General features: G+C 39.1%; 14 protein-coding genes. All 14 read left to right on the top strand.

What is annotated here, in order from left to right; genetic code table 11:
• Positions 1-27: 27 nt before the first annotated feature.
• The 14 genes from pgi (at position 28) to gldN (ending at position 15,909) form a co-directional block, all read left to right on the top strand.
• Positions 28-1,647: a glucose-6-phosphate isomerase gene (pgi, locus tag AM608_RS07650; RefSeq protein WP_053581314.1), complete on the top strand. Its 1,620-nt coding sequence runs from the start codon at positions 28-30 to the stop codon at positions 1,645-1,647.
• Between the two features lie 73 nt (positions 1,648-1,720).
• Positions 1,721-2,527, top strand: coding sequence for a type I methionyl aminopeptidase (gene map / locus AM608_RS07645; RefSeq protein ID WP_053581313.1), 807 nt, complete (start codon positions 1,721-1,723; stop codon positions 2,525-2,527).
• A gap of 171 nt (positions 2,528-2,698) precedes the next feature.
• Positions 2,699-2,929, top strand: a complete 231-nt coding sequence (locus tag AM608_RS07640; RefSeq protein ID WP_053581312.1) for a type II toxin-antitoxin system RelE/ParE family toxin — start codon at positions 2,699-2,701, stop codon at positions 2,927-2,929.
• Positions 2,930-2,958: 29 nt separating this feature from the next.
• On the top strand, positions 2,959-4,707 hold the full coding sequence (aspS, locus tag AM608_RS07635) for an aspartate--tRNA ligase (RefSeq protein ID WP_053581311.1): 1,749 nt from the start codon (positions 2,959-2,961) through the stop codon (positions 4,705-4,707).
• 117 nt (positions 4,708-4,824) lie between these two features.
• Positions 4,825-6,177 carry an IPT/TIG domain-containing protein gene (locus tag AM608_RS07630; protein WP_253273456.1) on the top strand — a complete coding sequence of 451 codons (1,353 nt, stop codon included), beginning with the start codon at positions 4,825-4,827 and terminating at the stop codon, positions 6,175-6,177.
• 159 nt (positions 6,178-6,336) lie between these two features.
• The gene (locus AM608_RS07625) at positions 6,337-6,933 is read left to right on the top strand and encodes an outer membrane beta-barrel protein (protein WP_016478304.1); all 597 of its coding nucleotides are present in this window, start codon (positions 6,337-6,339) and stop codon (positions 6,931-6,933) included.
• Between the two features lie 649 nt (positions 6,934-7,582).
• Positions 7,583-8,176: an outer membrane beta-barrel protein gene (locus AM608_RS07620; RefSeq protein WP_009422379.1), complete on the top strand. Its 594-nt coding sequence runs from the start codon at positions 7,583-7,585 to the stop codon at positions 8,174-8,176.
• Positions 8,177-8,375: 199 nt separating this feature from the next.
• On the top strand, positions 8,376-8,570 hold the full coding sequence (locus AM608_RS07615) for a hypothetical protein (RefSeq protein WP_053581309.1): 195 nt from the start codon (positions 8,376-8,378) through the stop codon (positions 8,568-8,570).
• Positions 8,549-8,854 (top strand): type II toxin-antitoxin system RelE/ParE family toxin, encoded by a 306-nt coding sequence (locus tag AM608_RS07610; RefSeq protein WP_053581308.1) that lies wholly within the window; start codon positions 8,549-8,551, stop codon positions 8,852-8,854. Before AM608_RS07615 ends, AM608_RS07610 begins: the two co-directional genes overlap by 22 nt.
• A 20-nt stretch (positions 8,855-8,874) precedes the next feature.
• Positions 8,875-11,001 (top strand): prolyl oligopeptidase family protein, encoded by a 2,127-nt coding sequence (locus AM608_RS07605; protein WP_053581307.1) that lies wholly within the window; start codon positions 8,875-8,877, stop codon positions 10,999-11,001.
• Between the two features lie 276 nt (positions 11,002-11,277).
• On the top strand, positions 11,278-12,654 hold the full coding sequence (gene gldK / locus AM608_RS07600) for a gliding motility lipoprotein GldK (protein WP_002674370.1): 1,377 nt from the start codon (positions 11,278-11,280) through the stop codon (positions 12,652-12,654).
• Positions 12,655-12,712: 58 nt separating this feature from the next.
• On the top strand, positions 12,713-13,378 hold the full coding sequence (gldL, locus tag AM608_RS07595; protein ID WP_002674368.1) for a gliding motility protein GldL: 666 nt from the start codon (positions 12,713-12,715) through the stop codon (positions 13,376-13,378).
• A gap of 36 nt (positions 13,379-13,414) precedes the next feature.
• Positions 13,415-14,995: a gliding motility protein GldM gene (gene gldM / locus AM608_RS07590; RefSeq protein WP_009410501.1), complete on the top strand. Its 1,581-nt coding sequence runs from the start codon at positions 13,415-13,417 to the stop codon at positions 14,993-14,995.
• Positions 14,996-15,009: 14 nt separating this feature from the next.
• Entirely contained in the window at positions 15,010-15,909 is a 900-nt protein-coding gene (gldN, locus tag AM608_RS07585; protein WP_053581306.1) for a gliding motility protein GldN, read from the top strand.
• Positions 15,910-15,949 lie beyond the last annotated feature (40 nt).

Raw genomic sequence — 15,949 nt, 5'->3', positions numbered from 1 at the left:
ATAATAATACAATTCATTATAAGAAAAATGTTAAAAAATAGTAATCCAACACAAACCAATGCTTGGAAAGCATTGCAAAAACATTTTGCGGAAGTAAAAGACCGCCATATGCTTTCTCTATTTGAGAAAGACCCCGCTCGCGGGGAGAAATTCGCCATCAAATGGCACGACTTCTATGTAGATTATTCTAAAAACCGCATAGACGAAGAAACCCTTAAACTCCTTGTGCAACTCGCCGAGGAATGTGGTTTAAAGGACGCTATTGGCAAATACTTCGGTGGCGACCTTATCAACAACACCGAAAAACGCGCCGTATTGCACACCGCCCTTCGCGCGCCCGAAAATAGCGTAGTAAACGTAGATGGCAAGAACGTAATGCCCGAAGTAGCCGCTGTAAAACACAAAATCAAACAGTTCAGCGAAGAAGTCATCAGTGGCAAACGCAAAGGTTATACTGGCAAAGCTTTTACCGATGTGGTAAATATTGGTATTGGTGGCTCTGACCTCGGTCCGGCAATGGTAACTGAGGCGCTTAAATTCTACAAGAATCACCTCAACGTACATTTCATTAGCAATGTAGATGGCGACCACGTGCTCGAAACTATCAAGCACCTCAACCCCGAAACTACCTTGATAGTGATTGTATCTAAAACTTTCACAACACTCGAAACCCTTTCGAACGCGCTTACTGTAAAAGAATGGTTCCTAAAATCGGGTAGCGAAAAAGATATTGCTAAACACTTTGTAGCGGTGTCTACTAACTTGCAAGAAATCGATAAATTCGGCATCGACCCTGATAATGTATTTCCTATGTGGGACTGGGTAGGCGGACGCTTCTCATTGTGGAGTGCCGTAGGTCTCAGCATTGCCCTATCAGTAGGCTATGACAATTTTGATAAGTTGCTCAAAGGAGCTCACGCTATGGACGAGCATTTCCGCACAGCTCCTTTTGAGAAGAATATTCCAGTAGTATTGGCATTGCTCAGCGTGTGGTACAACAACTTCTACGGAGCTGAAAGTCAAGCTATCATTCCTTATACTCAGTATTTGCACCGCTTGGCAGCGTATCTACAACAAGGTATAATGGAAAGTAACGGTAAACAAACCGACCGTGATGGCAACCCTGTAAGTTACCAAACTGGGGTAATCATCTGGGGTGAACCAGGAACGAACTCTCAACACGCGTTCTTCCAGCTTATTCACCAAGGTACTAAATTGATACCTACTGATTTCATTGGCTTTAAACACTCATTGCACGGCAATACCGACCACCACAACAAGCTAATGGCTAACTTCTTTGCACAAACCGAAGCTCTTTTAAAAGGTAAAACCGAAGCCGAAGTGCGCAAAGAAATGGGTGACAAGGTAAACGAAGCCTTAGTGCCCTTCAAAGTGTTTACAGGAAACCGCCCTACAACCTCTATCCTCATCGATAAACTCACCCCTGAAAGTTTGGGTAGCCTTATCGCTATGTATGAGCACAAGATATTTGTAGAAGGCGTGATTTGGAACATTTACAGTTACGACCAATGGGGCGTAGAGCTCGGCAAACAGTTGGCAAGCAAAATCCTTAAAGACATTGCCGCTACCGAACTTTCTGCTCACGACAGCTCTACAACCAATTTACTAAAACAATTCAAAAAATAGAATTTCAAAGACGAAAGGCGAATTACGAATGACAAACCACACGTAATTCGTCTTTCGTAATTCGTTATTACAAATGATTCACATTAGAACAGCCGAAGAAATAGAACTACTACACCAAGCAGCCCAAGTAGTATCACGTACTTTGGGGATAATGGCAAAAGAAGTAAAACCAGGGGTAACCACCCTATATCTCGATAAAATCGCCGAAGAGTACATCCGCAGTCAAGGGGCTATCCCAGGATTTTTGGGTTTGTATGGCTTCCCTAATACCCTATGTATGAGTCCTAATGCGCAAGTGGTACACGGCATTCCTAACGACCGCCCATTGCAAGAAGGCGACATCATCTCAATAGATTGCGGAGCATTGAAAAACGGTTACTATGGCGACCACGCTTATACTTTTGAAGTAGGCGAAGTAGCCCCCGAAGTAAAAGAACTATTGCGCGTAACGAAAGAATCGCTGTACATAGGTATCCGTCAGTTTCGTGCGGGCAATCGTGTAGGTGATGTAGGGCACGCTATACAACAACACTGTGAGGCACACGGTTATGGAGTAGTACGCGAACTCGTCGGGCACGGCGTAGGACGCAAAATGCACGAAGACCCCGAAATGCCTAACTACGGCAAACGAGGTAGTGGTAAAAAGTTTAAAGACGGAATGGTAGTAGCCATAGAGCCGATGATCAATATGGGTACCAAGAGCATACGCCAACTCAAAGATGGTTGGACAATCCTCACCGCCGATGGCAAGCCTTCTGCCCACTTTGAACACGATGTAGCGCTCATCGATGGTAAACCTAAATTGCTCTCCACCTTTAAGTACATATACGAAGCCTTAGGCATTAAAAGCAATGAGGAGGACGAGTTTTTGCTCAATTAGATGAATGAACACTTTTATTTCCAATATCTCTGACAATTCTGAATCTTACGTAAAGGTTTTAGAAACTGAACTACTTTTTATAGATGAAGGCTTAGAAGAGACAAAAAGATGTCTTTATTCCTCATAATGAAGTAATGAAAGGATTACGAGAACTCATAGAGAATTGGAAAAATGGAAGATCTAACGATTATTTGGTTGCCAAAAGCTAAAATTTGTGAAATGCTTGAGTATAATCCAAGAATAGGAACAATAGTAGATAATAGAAAGGATGTAAGAAGAGTAATTGTACTTCGTAATTTTTCAATTTTTTACCAAATTATAGAACAAAAACAAGTGATTGAAATTATATCTTTTTGGGATAACAGAAATAACCCCGAGAAGTTAAATCTCAATAGAATATAACTCAAAAACTTATAACTAACGACAAATAAATGTACAGAACGCATACTTGTGGAGAGCTACGTCTCTCTCACGAAAAACAACAAGTAACCCTCAGCGGATGGGTACAACGCGTCCGCAACAAGGGATTTATGATTTGGGTAGACCTACGTGACCGCTATGGCATCACCCAGCTTATATTCGATGAAGAACGCACTGATAAAACAGTTTTCGAGCAGGCGAAAACCCTCTCTCGTGAGGACGTGATTCAAATTCAAGGTACTGTTATCAAACGCGAGGCTGCTAACACAAATATTCCTACCGGAGAGGTGGAAATCCTCGTTACAGCACTCACCTTGCTCAACCATTCCGAACTCCCTCCTTTTACCATTGAAGATAATACCGATGGCGGTGAAGACCTCCGTATGAAGTACCGCTATCTCGATATACGCCGTACCCCTGTGCGCGATAACCTTATTTTCCGCCACAAAGTGGGGATAATGGTGCGCAACTATCTATCCGAACAAGGCTTTATAGAGGTAGAAACCCCTGTACTTATCAAATCAACACCCGAAGGCGCTCGTGACTTTGTGGTGCCTAGCCGTATGAATGCTGGTGAGTTCTATGCACTTCCACAATCACCACAGACCTTTAAGCAGTTACTAATGGTAGGCGGATTAGACAAGTATTTCCAAATTGTAAAGTGCTTCCGTGATGAAGACCTCCGTGCCGACCGTCAGCCAGAGTTTACCCAAATAGACTGCGAAATGTCGTTTGTAGAGCAAGAGGACATTATCCAAACCTTTGAAGGTTTGGCAAAACACCTCCTCAAAGAACTTAAAGGCTTAGATTTTGGGGTTTTCCCTCGTATGACGTATGCCGAGGCGATGAAAACTTATGGCAACGACAAACCCGATATCCGTTTCGGTATGAAATTCGGCGAACTCAATGATCTCGCGCAACACCGCGATTTCAAGGTATTCAACGAAGCCGAATTAGTAGTAGGTATTGCCGTTCCTGGTGCCAACAACTACACCCGCAAAGAGATTGATGCTTTAGTAGAATGGGTAAAACGTCCGCAAGTAGGCGCTTCCGGAATGGTATATGTAAAATGTAATGAAGATGGTAGCTTCAAATCATCAGTAGATAAATTTTATAACGAGGACGACCTCAAGGCGTGGGCAAAGCGCACAGGCGCCCAAGCAGGCGACCTTATCTGTATTCTTTCAGGCAAGGCAAATAAAGTACGCGGGCAACTCAGCGCCCTCCGTATGGAACTCGCCGAGCGTCTCGGCTTGCGCAACCCCGATGAATATGCTCCTCTATGGGTAGTAGATTTCCCTCTTTTGGAGTGGAGCGAAGAGGAAGAACGCTTCTTTGCAATGCACCACCCTTTCACCTCGCCTAAACCTGAAGATATTCCGCTACTTGATACCGACCCAGGTGCTGTACGTGCCAATGCTTATGACCTCGTGCTCAACGGTAATGAAGTAGGCGGAGGTTCTATACGTATCTTCAACCAAGAATTACAAGCCAAGATGTTCCAGCTATTAGGCTTTGCCCCTGAGCAGGCACAAGCACAATTTGGCTTCTTGATGAACGCCTTCCGATACGGCGCTCCTCCTCACGGTGGCTTGGCTTTTGGCTTCGACCGATTAGTAGCACTGCTCGGCGGACAAGAAACCATACGCGACTTTATCGCTTTTCCTAAAAACAACAGCGGTCGCGATGTGATGATTGATGCCCCTTCGCTTATTGATGAGGCACAACTGAAAGAACTCAATATTCAATTAGCAAATTAGAAAATTTGTCAATTAGCAAATAAAAGGCTGTCGCAAACTAAAATTTGTGACAGCCTTTGTTGTTTTGTGAAAAATAATATTACTTTTGCAATGTAAAACGCTAAAAATAAAATGTATATGAAACAAGTTTTAAAAGCAGTAGGCTTAGTGCTCTTACTACTCACCTCTTGTAGTAAAGAGGAATCTAACCCTAACAATGGGAACGGTAACGGCAATGTTACCCCACCCGTAGAACAAAAAGCAATTGTGATCACTTCGTATAGCAAAAACTACGGCTATGCAGGTGATAGCGTGGATATTTTAGGCGAAAATTTTCCTAAAAAAGAACAATGTAAAGTAACTTTTGGAGATACTGAAGCTACTATCATCTCAGTTTCAGTCGATGGCAAGAAACTCACCCTTGTATTACCCCGCAGTAGTACCTATTTGCCAGAGTTGAAATTCTACTTTGGCGAAAAAACTGTGGTAGACAACAAAGTAACCAATGACTATGAGCAAAAAATAGGTATTATTGACAAGGCTGTAGGACAATGGATAAAAACTCAATGGGAAAAAATATCCTCAGAACATCATAGTAATTTTATGAAAACCCAAATTGTGGGTGAATATTTATACTCCACTCAAATATGGGGAGGAGCTGCAAATCTTGTCATTTTTAGCAAAGATAATGGTATTTCTTGGAAAAGATGGGAGGATACAGGTCCTTTTAATCACGAATCAGATTTCTATGTTACTCCTAATAATGAAGGTTTTAATGTATATGATTTTAAGATATACAAAGTTCCTTATGGTGGTACAGAAGACCCATTTCCTCTCATTAGGGCTGGAAAATATTTTTTTAGTAAAAAGGGTATCAAGTTCAATAGAGTGGTTTGTGATGATGAAATGAAAAATATTATTATTGTCTCAATAGATGGTGATGTATATAAATCAACTAACGGAAAGGATTTTTATTCTGTAAGAGAAGTTGAAAAATCTGATCGAAGAATGGATTATCAGTTTCTTGCTTTTAAAAGAGATGTAAACCATATATGGATTGGAGGACTTATCAATAAAGGTATGGCTACTCCCAAAATATTATTTTGTAATGGTAATAACGAGCAATGGACAGAATATGTATTTCAAAATGAACCAGATGGGATGGCTGTTGCTGTAGATTTTCCTACTAATCAAATAGGCTATTGTTTAATATCTGGATCAGTTGACAAAATATACAAATCTACTGATGGGGGGTATTCTTGGCAAAAATTACCTTTTGAATTTCCTATTGATATACGATCCTTAGCTTTTCAAGATGAAAATATAGGCTGGGTATCATTAGACAAAGTCATCTATAAAACCACTGATGGAGGCAATACTTGGCAAAAAGAGTTTGAAGCCGAAAGCAATATCAAAAAACTTTACTATACTCAAAATGTGTTATACGCTTTTGCCGAAAATGGTTTGCTATACCGCTACTATTTTAAATAGTGAATTTGCAGACTTAAAATAGAACATCGATTTTTGTATTGAAAACGGATTAGATATGGTAGCTTTTTGCCATTAGTGAAAAGTGAAAAAACATTTTTCGTAATTTGTATTTTGTAATTCGTAATTATTTTGTATCTTTGCCTTAATTAAAAACAAAAAATGAACAGTATGAAAAGAATTTTATTAGTGGTAGCTGTTGTTTTTGCAACTGTTACCTACGCACAAACCGGAAAAGGAAACTGGATGGTAGGCGCTGATTTGGGTCTTTCATTTCAATCTAAAAATGTAGTAGAGAAAGATGATCAGGTACAATATATGGATCAAACCATAACTACTTTTAAAATTACACCTAACTTTAACTACTTTGTGGTTAATAACTTAGCAGTAGGGTTAGGAGTGGGATATGAACACTCAAGAGACAAAAGAGCTAATAGTAGTTGGGATACGGAAACAAATACCCTTATAATTGCACCTAATATGCACTACTACTTCCCTGTGGGAGGAAATTTAGCGCCTTTTGTAGGGGCAAGAGTAGGTTTTACAAGTAGAAAAAATCCCTCAGGGATTGGTGCTGGTGAATGGAGAGGATTGGTAGTAGGTGGTAAAGCAGGTCTTGCTTACTTTGTAAACCGAGGAGCTGCTATTACAGCTTATGCAGAGTATGACCATTTTTCTTTAAAGCATACAGAAAACACTAAACGCAAAACCAAAGAGGGTGTTTTGGGTGTAGGTATAGGTGTTGCCTTGTTCTTCTAAGTAGAAAATCCTTCATAATTATAAATATGGGGTGTTTTAAAAAGTAGCGATATTTTTTAAGACACCCTTTTTTAGTTGATTTAATAAAAGTGTAGTTTACGCTACAGAAAGTCTTTCAATTGACAATTGATAATTGATAATTGACAAATGTGATGGGCACTGATGGGCAACTTCGTTGCTGGATTTACACGGATTGTGATACAAACGTAATTGTAAATCAGTGTTGTATGTTTTGAACAGGTGTTAAATAAACTTTAAACGGAACCATAGTGGGTTTTCAGTGGCTCTACAGTGGCTCTACAGTGGTTCTACAGTGGCTCTACAGTGGCTCTACAATGAAGGTTAATTAAATTATAATTGAACATTGATCGAGTTTATAGTGTTGCTATCTACTAATGTGACTCATTTTGTTGGTTAGATTTGTTGGACAGGTGTGGACACACGGGTAGCCGTAGCACGGCGGACGATTAACTTTGGCAAAGTGTATACAGCAAACGAGATTAATAATTAGAATTACATATTGAACAGACGTTATGGTATAACCATTCTAAAAGATAAAACAAAACGAAAAATTTCTTTAAAAAAATTTGCACATTCGAAAATAAGTTGTACCTTTGCCTTATTAATAACAATAAAAATATAGAATAGTATGAAAAAATTTTTATTAATCGTAGCAGTTGCTTTTGCGAGCGCTACATATGCACAAACTGAAAAAGGAAACTGGATGGTAGGCTCTGACTTGGCTCTTTCATTTAACTCTGTTAAAGAAACACCTCGTTATGACGGAACATCAGGTAATGTACAAACGCAAAATACATTTAAGTTTGTACCTAATTTAAATTATTTTGTAATTAATAATTTAGCAGTAGGTTTAGGTTTAGAGTACCAAAGTACTACTACCAAAGTAAAACCTGTAGCAGGTTCAGAAACAAAGGGAACAACTTCTGCGTTTGTTATAGCTCCTAATGCACATTATTATTTTCCTATCGGTGGCAACTTAGCACCTTTTGTAGGAGCAAAAGTAGGATATGCTTGGGCTTCAGCAGGAGATAATAATAGTGATAAAGAAAGAGGATTGGCATTAGGAGTAAAAGGAGGTATGGCTTACTTTGTAAACCAAGGTGCTGCTCTTACAGGTTATGTAGGTTATGACTATATGAACTTGAAGAACAAACAAGACAATAAAGCAGAAACGAGAATAGGCAACTTCGGTGTTGGTATCGGGGTAGCTTTGTTCTTCTAAGCTGAGAGATTTTATAACTAAATAAGAATATGGGGTGTTTTAAAAATAGCAATATTTTTAGGCACCCTTTTTTAGTTAAGAGTGAAAAGTACGGCGTTTGCATTTAAAGACCTAACCTCTCATTCCCCCTCAGACCCCGTAGCACTATCGTATTGTAAAACGCACTAAATAGAAGTAATACTTAGAATTATTTTGAAAAATGGGAACAGAAGTTTTAACAAAAAAATCTTATACCCCTACCCCTGAAATAGAAGGAAAGGTAGAAAAACTTACAGAGGAAGAACGTCAAAGAATAGAATGGGCTCTCAAGGAAGAAGCCTTAGGCTTAGTTGTTTCTAATGAAGAAGTAATGCGAGAAGCAAGAGAATTGTTATGCCAACGAAAAAGAAAATAAATTGGACGCATACTGCAAAAATTGAGTTCAACGAAGAGATAATTTATTGGATAGATGAAAAAGAAAATTATGCTTATGCCGAAAGAATTATAAATGAAACTGAAAAGGCACTATCTTTTATAGCAGAAAATCCATATAGTTGTACTCCAACAGACTATGAGAATATCCGCAAAGTATTTGTGCTAAATCGGTACATCATATTCTTTAAGATAAATCAAGAGGATATAAGAATATTATATTTCTTTAATAAAGACGACAACCCTAAGAAGATAAAACTATATTAGTTTAATAAAAGTAATTGAATATGAAACACAAGTTATTTCCTGCAGCACTACTTCTTTTAGTAGCCTGCAACCAAAACCCTAACAACACTAACGACGAAAAGATGAACTATCCTCAAACACGTATGGATAATACCGTCGACACTTACTTTGGCATTCAGGTGGCTGACCCTTACCGTTGGCTCGAAGACGACCGTTCTGCTGAAACCGCTCAGTGGGTAAAAGCCCAAAACGATTTTACGTTTGGTTATCTCTCTAAAATACCTTATCGACAAGCAATAAAAGAGAAACTCGAAAAACTCTGGAACTATGAGAAACTGAGCGCTCCTTTTACCGAAGGTGATTATACCTATTATTACAAGAACGATGGCTTACAAAACCAATCGGTGCTCTATCGCAAAGATAAAGAAGGCAAAGAAGAAATTTTCTTAAATCCGAATACTTTTTCTAAGGACGGAACAACTTCATTAGGAGACATCGCTTTCTCCGAAGATGGTTCGTTAGTAGCTTATCTCATTTCAGAAGGCGGTAGCGATTGGCGTAAAGGGATAGTGCTCGATACGAAAACTAAAAAGGCAATAGGTGATACCTTAGTAGATATAAAATTTAGTAGTATCGCGTGGAAAGGCAATGAAGGCTTCTTCTATTCCAGCTACGACAAACCCAAAGGGAGTGAACTATCAGCAAAAACTGACCAACACAAACTTTATTATCACAAACTCGGCACGTCTCAAAAGAGTGATAAGCTCATTTTTGGTGGCACACCAGCTGAGAAATATCGTTATGTGTCGGGCACAGTATCCAATGACGGGAAATATCTGTTCATTTCGGTTGCCAATGCGACTTCAGGTAATAAACTATTTGTAAAAGATTTATCTAATCCTAAATCTTCTTTGGTAACTATTACCAACAATTTCGATGGAGATACAGGATTTGTAAATAACCAAGGCACAACGCTCTTTTTAGAAACCAATATCAATGCGCCTAACGGTCGCTTAGTGAAAGTAGACTTTAAAAATCCACAGCCAGAGCATTGGCAAGATGTTATCCCTGAAACCAAGAATGTGCTCAGTATTACTACCGCAGGCAAATACTTATTTGCTAAATATATGGTAGATGCTCTTTCTCAGGTAAAACAATACGACTACGAAGGGAAGCTCATTCGCGAAGTGAAGCTCCCCAGTATAGGTAGTGCGGGAGGTTTTTATGCTAAAAAAGATGAAACACACACCTATTTTAGTTTCACCAATTACGCATATCCTACCCAAATATACAAAATGGATTTGGCAACAGGAGCTACTGAACTCTATTGGAAACCCGCTATTGCTTTTGATGCCACTCACTACGAATCTAAGCAAGTGTTTTATACCTCTAAAGACGGCACAAAAATACCAATGATGATTACCTATAAAAAAGGAATCAAACTCAACGGTAAAAATCCTACCTTATTATATGGATATGGAGGGTTCAACATCAGTTTGATGCCTACATTCGGTGTTGCCAATGCGGTGTGGTTGGAACTCGGGGGGGTATATGCTGTTCCTAACTTACGTGGAGGAGGTGAATATGGTAAACAATGGCACGATGCAGGCACTAAGATGCAAAAGCAAAACGTGTTCGACGATTTTATAGCAGCTGCTGAATATCTTATAAAAGAGAAATACACCTCTCCCCAATACCTTGCTATCAGAGGAGGCTCTAACGGAGGACTCTTGGTAGGAGCCACTATGTTACAACGCCCCGACCTGTTTAAGGTAGCTTTACCCGCAGTAGGTGTACTCGATATGTTGCGTTATCACACTTTTACTGCAGGAGCGGGCTGGGCTTATGATTATGGTACATCTGATGATAGCAAAGAAATGTTTGAATACTTAAAAGCCTATTCACCCTTACACAATGTAAAACAAGGAGTAGCTTATCCTGCTACCCTTATAACAACAGGAGACCACGACGATAGAGTAGTACCTGCTCACAGTTTTAAATTTGCTGCGGAATTGCAAGCAAAACAAACGGGCAACAACCCTATTCTTATACGAATAGAGACTAATGCAGGGCACGGAGCAGGGACACCAGTGAGCAAAACTATAGAACAAAACGCCGATTTGCAAGCATTCACTCTTTGGAATATGGGGATTAAAACACTCCGATAAAGAGTAGGGGAGAGGAAAAAGGAAAATAGCTTCGTAACAATATTACACAATTTTTTATACTATTTAGTAGCCAAAAGTGTTTACAAAAGAAGTATTAAATAGGGTAAAAAGTAAACTCATTCTTTTACTTTTTTTTTACATTTCAAGGGGTAAAAGGGGTTAAAATGTAAAAATAGTGTTAAAGTTTGTAGGTTATTGAAAAATATTGTTGAATAAATTTTGTGTGTATAAAATAAATGCGTACGTTTGCGCCCTAATTAAATGTGAATTTAAACAATGTTTATGGCAAGAAGAATATTTGTAATGCTACTTGTACTATTAGTACTAGCTGCGTGTAAGCGTGGCGGTGGCGACAGCAAAGGAGAGCTTGTAGGTGTTAAGGGGAAGAGCTGGAAACAGCCCGCTCCTTACGGTATGACGCTTATTCCGAGTGGTTCTTTCATTATGGGTAGTTCCGATGATGATAAAACTGCGAGTTTTAACGCACCAGTGAAAACTGTGAGCGTGGGGTCGTTCTATATGGACGAAACCGAAATCACAAATAGTGAGTATCGCCAGTTCGTGAATTGGGTTCGCGATTCAATTATCCGTACTCAGTTAGCTGAAATGGCGGAACAAACCGGTCAGACCCAAGGCAGTGGAGGTATCGGTGAATATGCATACTTAGATGCGAACACCGAGAAGATGAATGCTTATCAGCAGTATCTTCAAAACACATATGGCGACCAAAAAGCACGAAAATTGAACAAGAAAGTAGCACTTATTTGGGACACTAATAAATTCCCAGATGAATACTACTCGGAAGTAATGGACAAAATGTATTTGCCCGAGGAAGAAGCTTACAATGGCAAACGCATTATGGACGTTCAGAAGTTCGAGTTTAAATATCAATGGCTTGATATGGATAAAGCCGCTCGTACTCGCGGTAACCGTAAAGACTTCATTAAAGAGGAAATCGTGAAAGTATATCCTGATACTACTGTATGGATTCGCGACTTCAACTATTCTTATAACGAGCCAATGCACAACGACTATTTTTGGCACGAAGCCTATGGCGACTATCCTGTGGTAGGCGTTAGCTGGATTCAAGCCAAAGCCTTCTGTGAATGGCGTACTCTTAACAAAAACTCTTATCAAAAATCAAAAGGTGATTACACTGTAAACTCTTTCCGTTTACCAATCGAATCGGAATGGGAATACGCAGCACGTGGAGGTCTGCCAGGAGGTACTTATCCTTGGGGAGGTCCTTATACCTATGATGATAGAGCTTGTTTCCTTGCAAACTTTAAACCAATGCGTGGTGACTATGCTGTTGATAATGCACTCTATACCGTAGAAGCTAAGTCGTACGAACCTAATGGTTACAACCTCTACAATATGGCAGGTAACGTATCAGAATGGACAAACACCTCATATGACCCCAATTCATATGAATATATGTCTACAATGAATCCTAACGTACTTGATGACAAGAATCACCGTAAAGTAATACGTGGAGGTTCTTGGAAAGACGTTGCCTTTATGTTGCAAGTAAATACTCGTGATTATGAGTACCAAGACTCAGCCCGTAGTTATATAGGGTTCCGTACCGTACAAGATTTTATGGGTATCAGCGACAAACAACAGGCTAAATCAGCAAGAGGATACAGATAGAATTAAAAGAAAAATCAAAAAAATTAACTAATAAATTTAACAAATAAAAAAAAGTCTTATGGCAGGAAGTAGATCAACAAAGAAATTGTTTAATATGGTTTATGGTATAGGTGCCTCAGTTGTAATTATCGGTGCCTTAGCCAAAATTTTGCACGTGGATATCTTAGGTATCAGCGGTGGCGTATTGTTAGCAGTAGGGATGGGAACAGAAGCATTCGTCTTCTTCTTCTCAGCTTTTGAACCAATAGATGAAGAGTTCGATTGGTCATTGGTTTATCCTGAGCTAAAAGGAGGTGCTCCATCAGGACGCCAAGGAGCTTTGGCTTTACAGTCAGGAGAAGATAAGATTCTTAGAGAATCATTATCACAAAAATTAGATGGTATTTTAGCAGAGGCTCGTATCGATGCGAATATGATGCGTTCATTGGGAAGATCTATTGAAAACTTCGCAGAAGCAAGTAAAGAAATCGCTCCAGTGGCTAATACGATGGTGGCTACTCACAAATATGGTGAAGAGCTTTCAGCAGCAGCATCAAATTTAGAGTCATTAAACAGCCTTTACAAATTACAATTAGAAAGAACAGAAAGACAAGTATCTGCACAAGCAGGTGTTGTTGATAACTTAGATTCATTAAATCAGCAAATGCTTACGTTTAAAGACAACTTAAGATCTTTGAACACTATCTATGGAGGAATGTTATCTGCAATGGGCGGCGCACGATAAGAGTAATTATTTATTAACTTATTAAAAAAATAGCTTATGGCAGGTGGAAAATTAAGTCCAAGACAGAAGATGATTAACCTGATGTACTTAGTATTCCTTGCGATGATCGCATTGAATATGGGCAAGCAAGTACTAGATGCATTCGGGTTAGTGAATCAAAAGTTTGAATCATCAAACAAAAGAGCTAATGAAGGCACATCTAATGCTTTAGCCGAATTAGCAAATAAAGCAAATGAGAATCAAGCTCAATATGGTGAGATATATGAACAATCCAAACAAATAAAAGAACTATCAGATGGATTGTACAGCTATATCCAAGATATTAAAACCAAAGTAGAAGATGTAATTGGTCAAAAAGACATTCCTGTAAATCAAAGAAACTATCAGGCAATGGATCAGTCAGATTTTACTGACAATTATTTCTTTGCTGAGGGAGCACAAGCTAAAGCTCACGCAAGTGAATTCATTGAAAAAATGAAAACCTATCGCGAAGGAGTATTAAAAGTATTGGGAGATAATCCAGCTTATAAAGCTTTAGCCGATAAAGTAAGCGTGAACTTTAATACTGACGACGTAAAGAATAGAGAAGGCAGAACCGTAAAATGGTTAAATTTTAACTTTGAAGGGTTTCCTTACGTTGCAACTTTAGCAAAACTCTCAATGATGCAGTCAGACATCTTAACTACTCAACAAGAATTTTTCGATACTGCTTTGGCAGGTAGTTTGAAGTCACAAGTTTCAATGACTAACTATACAACTTTACTTGAACAAGGTAAAGGAGCGTATTACCAAGGTGAGAAATTCGATGGTTCTATCGTATTGGGTAGAAAAGACGCTACTACACGTCCTAATGAAGTAGACATCGCTATCGACGGTAGAAAGTTAGGAACAAGTGAATACACCATTGAAGATGGTCGTGTGAAATTAAACATTTCAGCAGGTAATACAGGTGACCACAAAATTACAGGTAACTTGTACTTCGACCAAGACGGAAAACGTATTGCTGTACCTGTAGCACAATCTTTCTCTGTAATTCCTAAACCAAACTCAGCAGTTATTTCAGCTGATAAGATGAACGTGGTGTATCGTGGTGTTGCTAACCCTATCACTATCTCTATGCCTGGTGTTCCTGATAACAAAATTTCAGCATCAGCACCTGGTTTATCTAAAGCGAGTGGTAGTGGTGCTTGGGTAATGCGTCCAGGACAAGGTAGAGAAGTTACTATTCACGTAACAGGTGAGCTTGCAGGACAAAAATTCAGCTCTTCTAAAATGTTCCGTATTAAAAATATCCCACGTGCTGTAACCAGCTTGGGCGGACAAATAGGAAACGCTAAATTACCAAAAGCAAACGTATCTGTAATGCCAGTGATGGCTGTTTTGGAAGACTTCGACTTCGACTTGAAACTACAAGTAAACGAATTTAAAGTGTTTATTCCAGGACAACCAAGTGTATACGTGAAAGGTAGCAGAATGAACGAACAAGCAAGAGCAGCTGTTCTAAGAGCTAAACGTGGTGATAAAATTCAGATATTTGACGTGAAAGCAAGTATCATCGGTAACTCTGAGCTCAGATTGCCTCCTGTATCACCAATTGTAGTTGAAATAACAAACTAAGACAAACCATTATTATGCACGTAAAAGATATAATATTATTATTGCTTTCAGTATTTGCATTTCAGCTCTCCAAAGCTCAGGTAAACATCTTAAACGCAAAAGTAGCAAGCGAAATAGGTGTTAAATCTGAAGCGCGAATAGAAGCTGATAATGACAAACCACTACCTTATGGCTATGTGGACGACCGCGATATCCTTTGGTCAGTAGAGGTATGGGAAGTAATCGACCTCAACGAAAGAGCTAATTTTCCCCTCCTTTTCCCTACTGATACCTTGGAAATAGATGCTTATCGTCGCTCATTGTATGATGTACTTTTGAAGAACATCAAGAATGGCAAAATTCAAGACATCTATGTAGATTCTTATTTTACTCAAACAAAAACAGCAGAGTCAATAGAAGCATCACTATCAAAAGTAGATACTTTAGATGTAGGCTATGAGCAACTTAACGCAGGAGAGGCTCTTTCTCCTGAATATGTAACTCATAGAAACTTAGAGTCTGCAGATATCGCTCAGTACCACATCAGAGGTATTTGGTATTTCGACAAACGCCAAGGTGAATTAAAATATCGTTTGCTCGCGTTAGCTCCTGTAGCTCCCGACGTAAACTTTATAGATTCTGATGACTCTACTATGTCGGCATTAGTACCTCTATTCTGGGTATTCTATCCGCAAGTACGCGATATTTTGCACGAAGCGAAAACCTTTAATAGGAAGAATGATGCTCGCCCTGTCTCTTTCGATCACGTTTTAAATGCACGAATGTTCAGTTCCGTGATATTTAAAGAGGCGAATGTATACGGCGACAGAAAAATCAAGGAATTCCTTCCTGATAATGCACTCTTCCAATTGTTAGAAGCTGACAAAATTAAAGAGAAAATTCGCGACAGAGAGCAAGATATGTGGACAAACTAATTTTAAATTCACAGAAATATTCTTTAAACTGCTTTGAAAG

This window comes from Capnocytophaga sp. oral taxon 323 (assembly GCF_001278825.1).
GTDB classification, from domain to species: domain Bacteria; phylum Bacteroidota; class Bacteroidia; order Flavobacteriales; family Flavobacteriaceae; genus Capnocytophaga; species Capnocytophaga ochracea.
This window is presented reverse-complemented; position numbering and strand designations above follow the sequence as displayed.

Excerpts from the sequence above, each read along its gene's own strand:
- gldM (WP_009410501.1), top strand. The coding sequence starts at position 13,415 with ATGGCAGGTGGAAAATTAAGTCCAAGACAGAAGATGATTAACCTGATG.
- pgi (WP_053581314.1), top strand. The coding sequence starts at position 28 with ATGTTAAAAAATAGTAATCCAACACAAACCAATGCTTGGAAAGCATTG.
- AM608_RS07615 (WP_053581309.1), top strand. The coding sequence starts at position 8,376 with ATGGGAACAGAAGTTTTAACAAAAAAATCTTATACCCCTACCCCTGAA.
- gldK (WP_002674370.1), top strand. The coding sequence starts at position 11,278 with ATGTTTATGGCAAGAAGAATATTTGTAATGCTACTTGTACTATTAGTA.
- AM608_RS07625 (WP_016478304.1), top strand. The coding sequence starts at position 6,337 with ATGAACAGTATGAAAAGAATTTTATTAGTGGTAGCTGTTGTTTTTGCA.
- AM608_RS07610 (WP_053581308.1), top strand. The coding sequence starts at position 8,549 with ATGCCAACGAAAAAGAAAATAAATTGGACGCATACTGCAAAAATTGAG.
- AM608_RS07620 (WP_009422379.1), top strand. The coding sequence starts at position 7,583 with ATGAAAAAATTTTTATTAATCGTAGCAGTTGCTTTTGCGAGCGCTACA.
- map (WP_053581313.1), top strand. The coding sequence starts at position 1,721 with ATGATTCACATTAGAACAGCCGAAGAAATAGAACTACTACACCAAGCA.
- gldL (WP_002674368.1), top strand. The coding sequence starts at position 12,713 with ATGGCAGGAAGTAGATCAACAAAGAAATTGTTTAATATGGTTTATGGT.
- AM608_RS07640 (WP_053581312.1), top strand. The coding sequence starts at position 2,699 with ATGGAAGATCTAACGATTATTTGGTTGCCAAAAGCTAAAATTTGTGAA.
- aspS (WP_053581311.1), top strand. The coding sequence starts at position 2,959 with ATGTACAGAACGCATACTTGTGGAGAGCTACGTCTCTCTCACGAAAAA.
- AM608_RS07605 (WP_053581307.1), top strand. The coding sequence starts at position 8,875 with ATGAAACACAAGTTATTTCCTGCAGCACTACTTCTTTTAGTAGCCTGC.
- AM608_RS07630 (WP_253273456.1), top strand. The coding sequence starts at position 4,825 with ATGAAACAAGTTTTAAAAGCAGTAGGCTTAGTGCTCTTACTACTCACC.
- gldN (WP_053581306.1), top strand. The coding sequence starts at position 15,010 with ATGCACGTAAAAGATATAATATTATTATTGCTTTCAGTATTTGCATTT.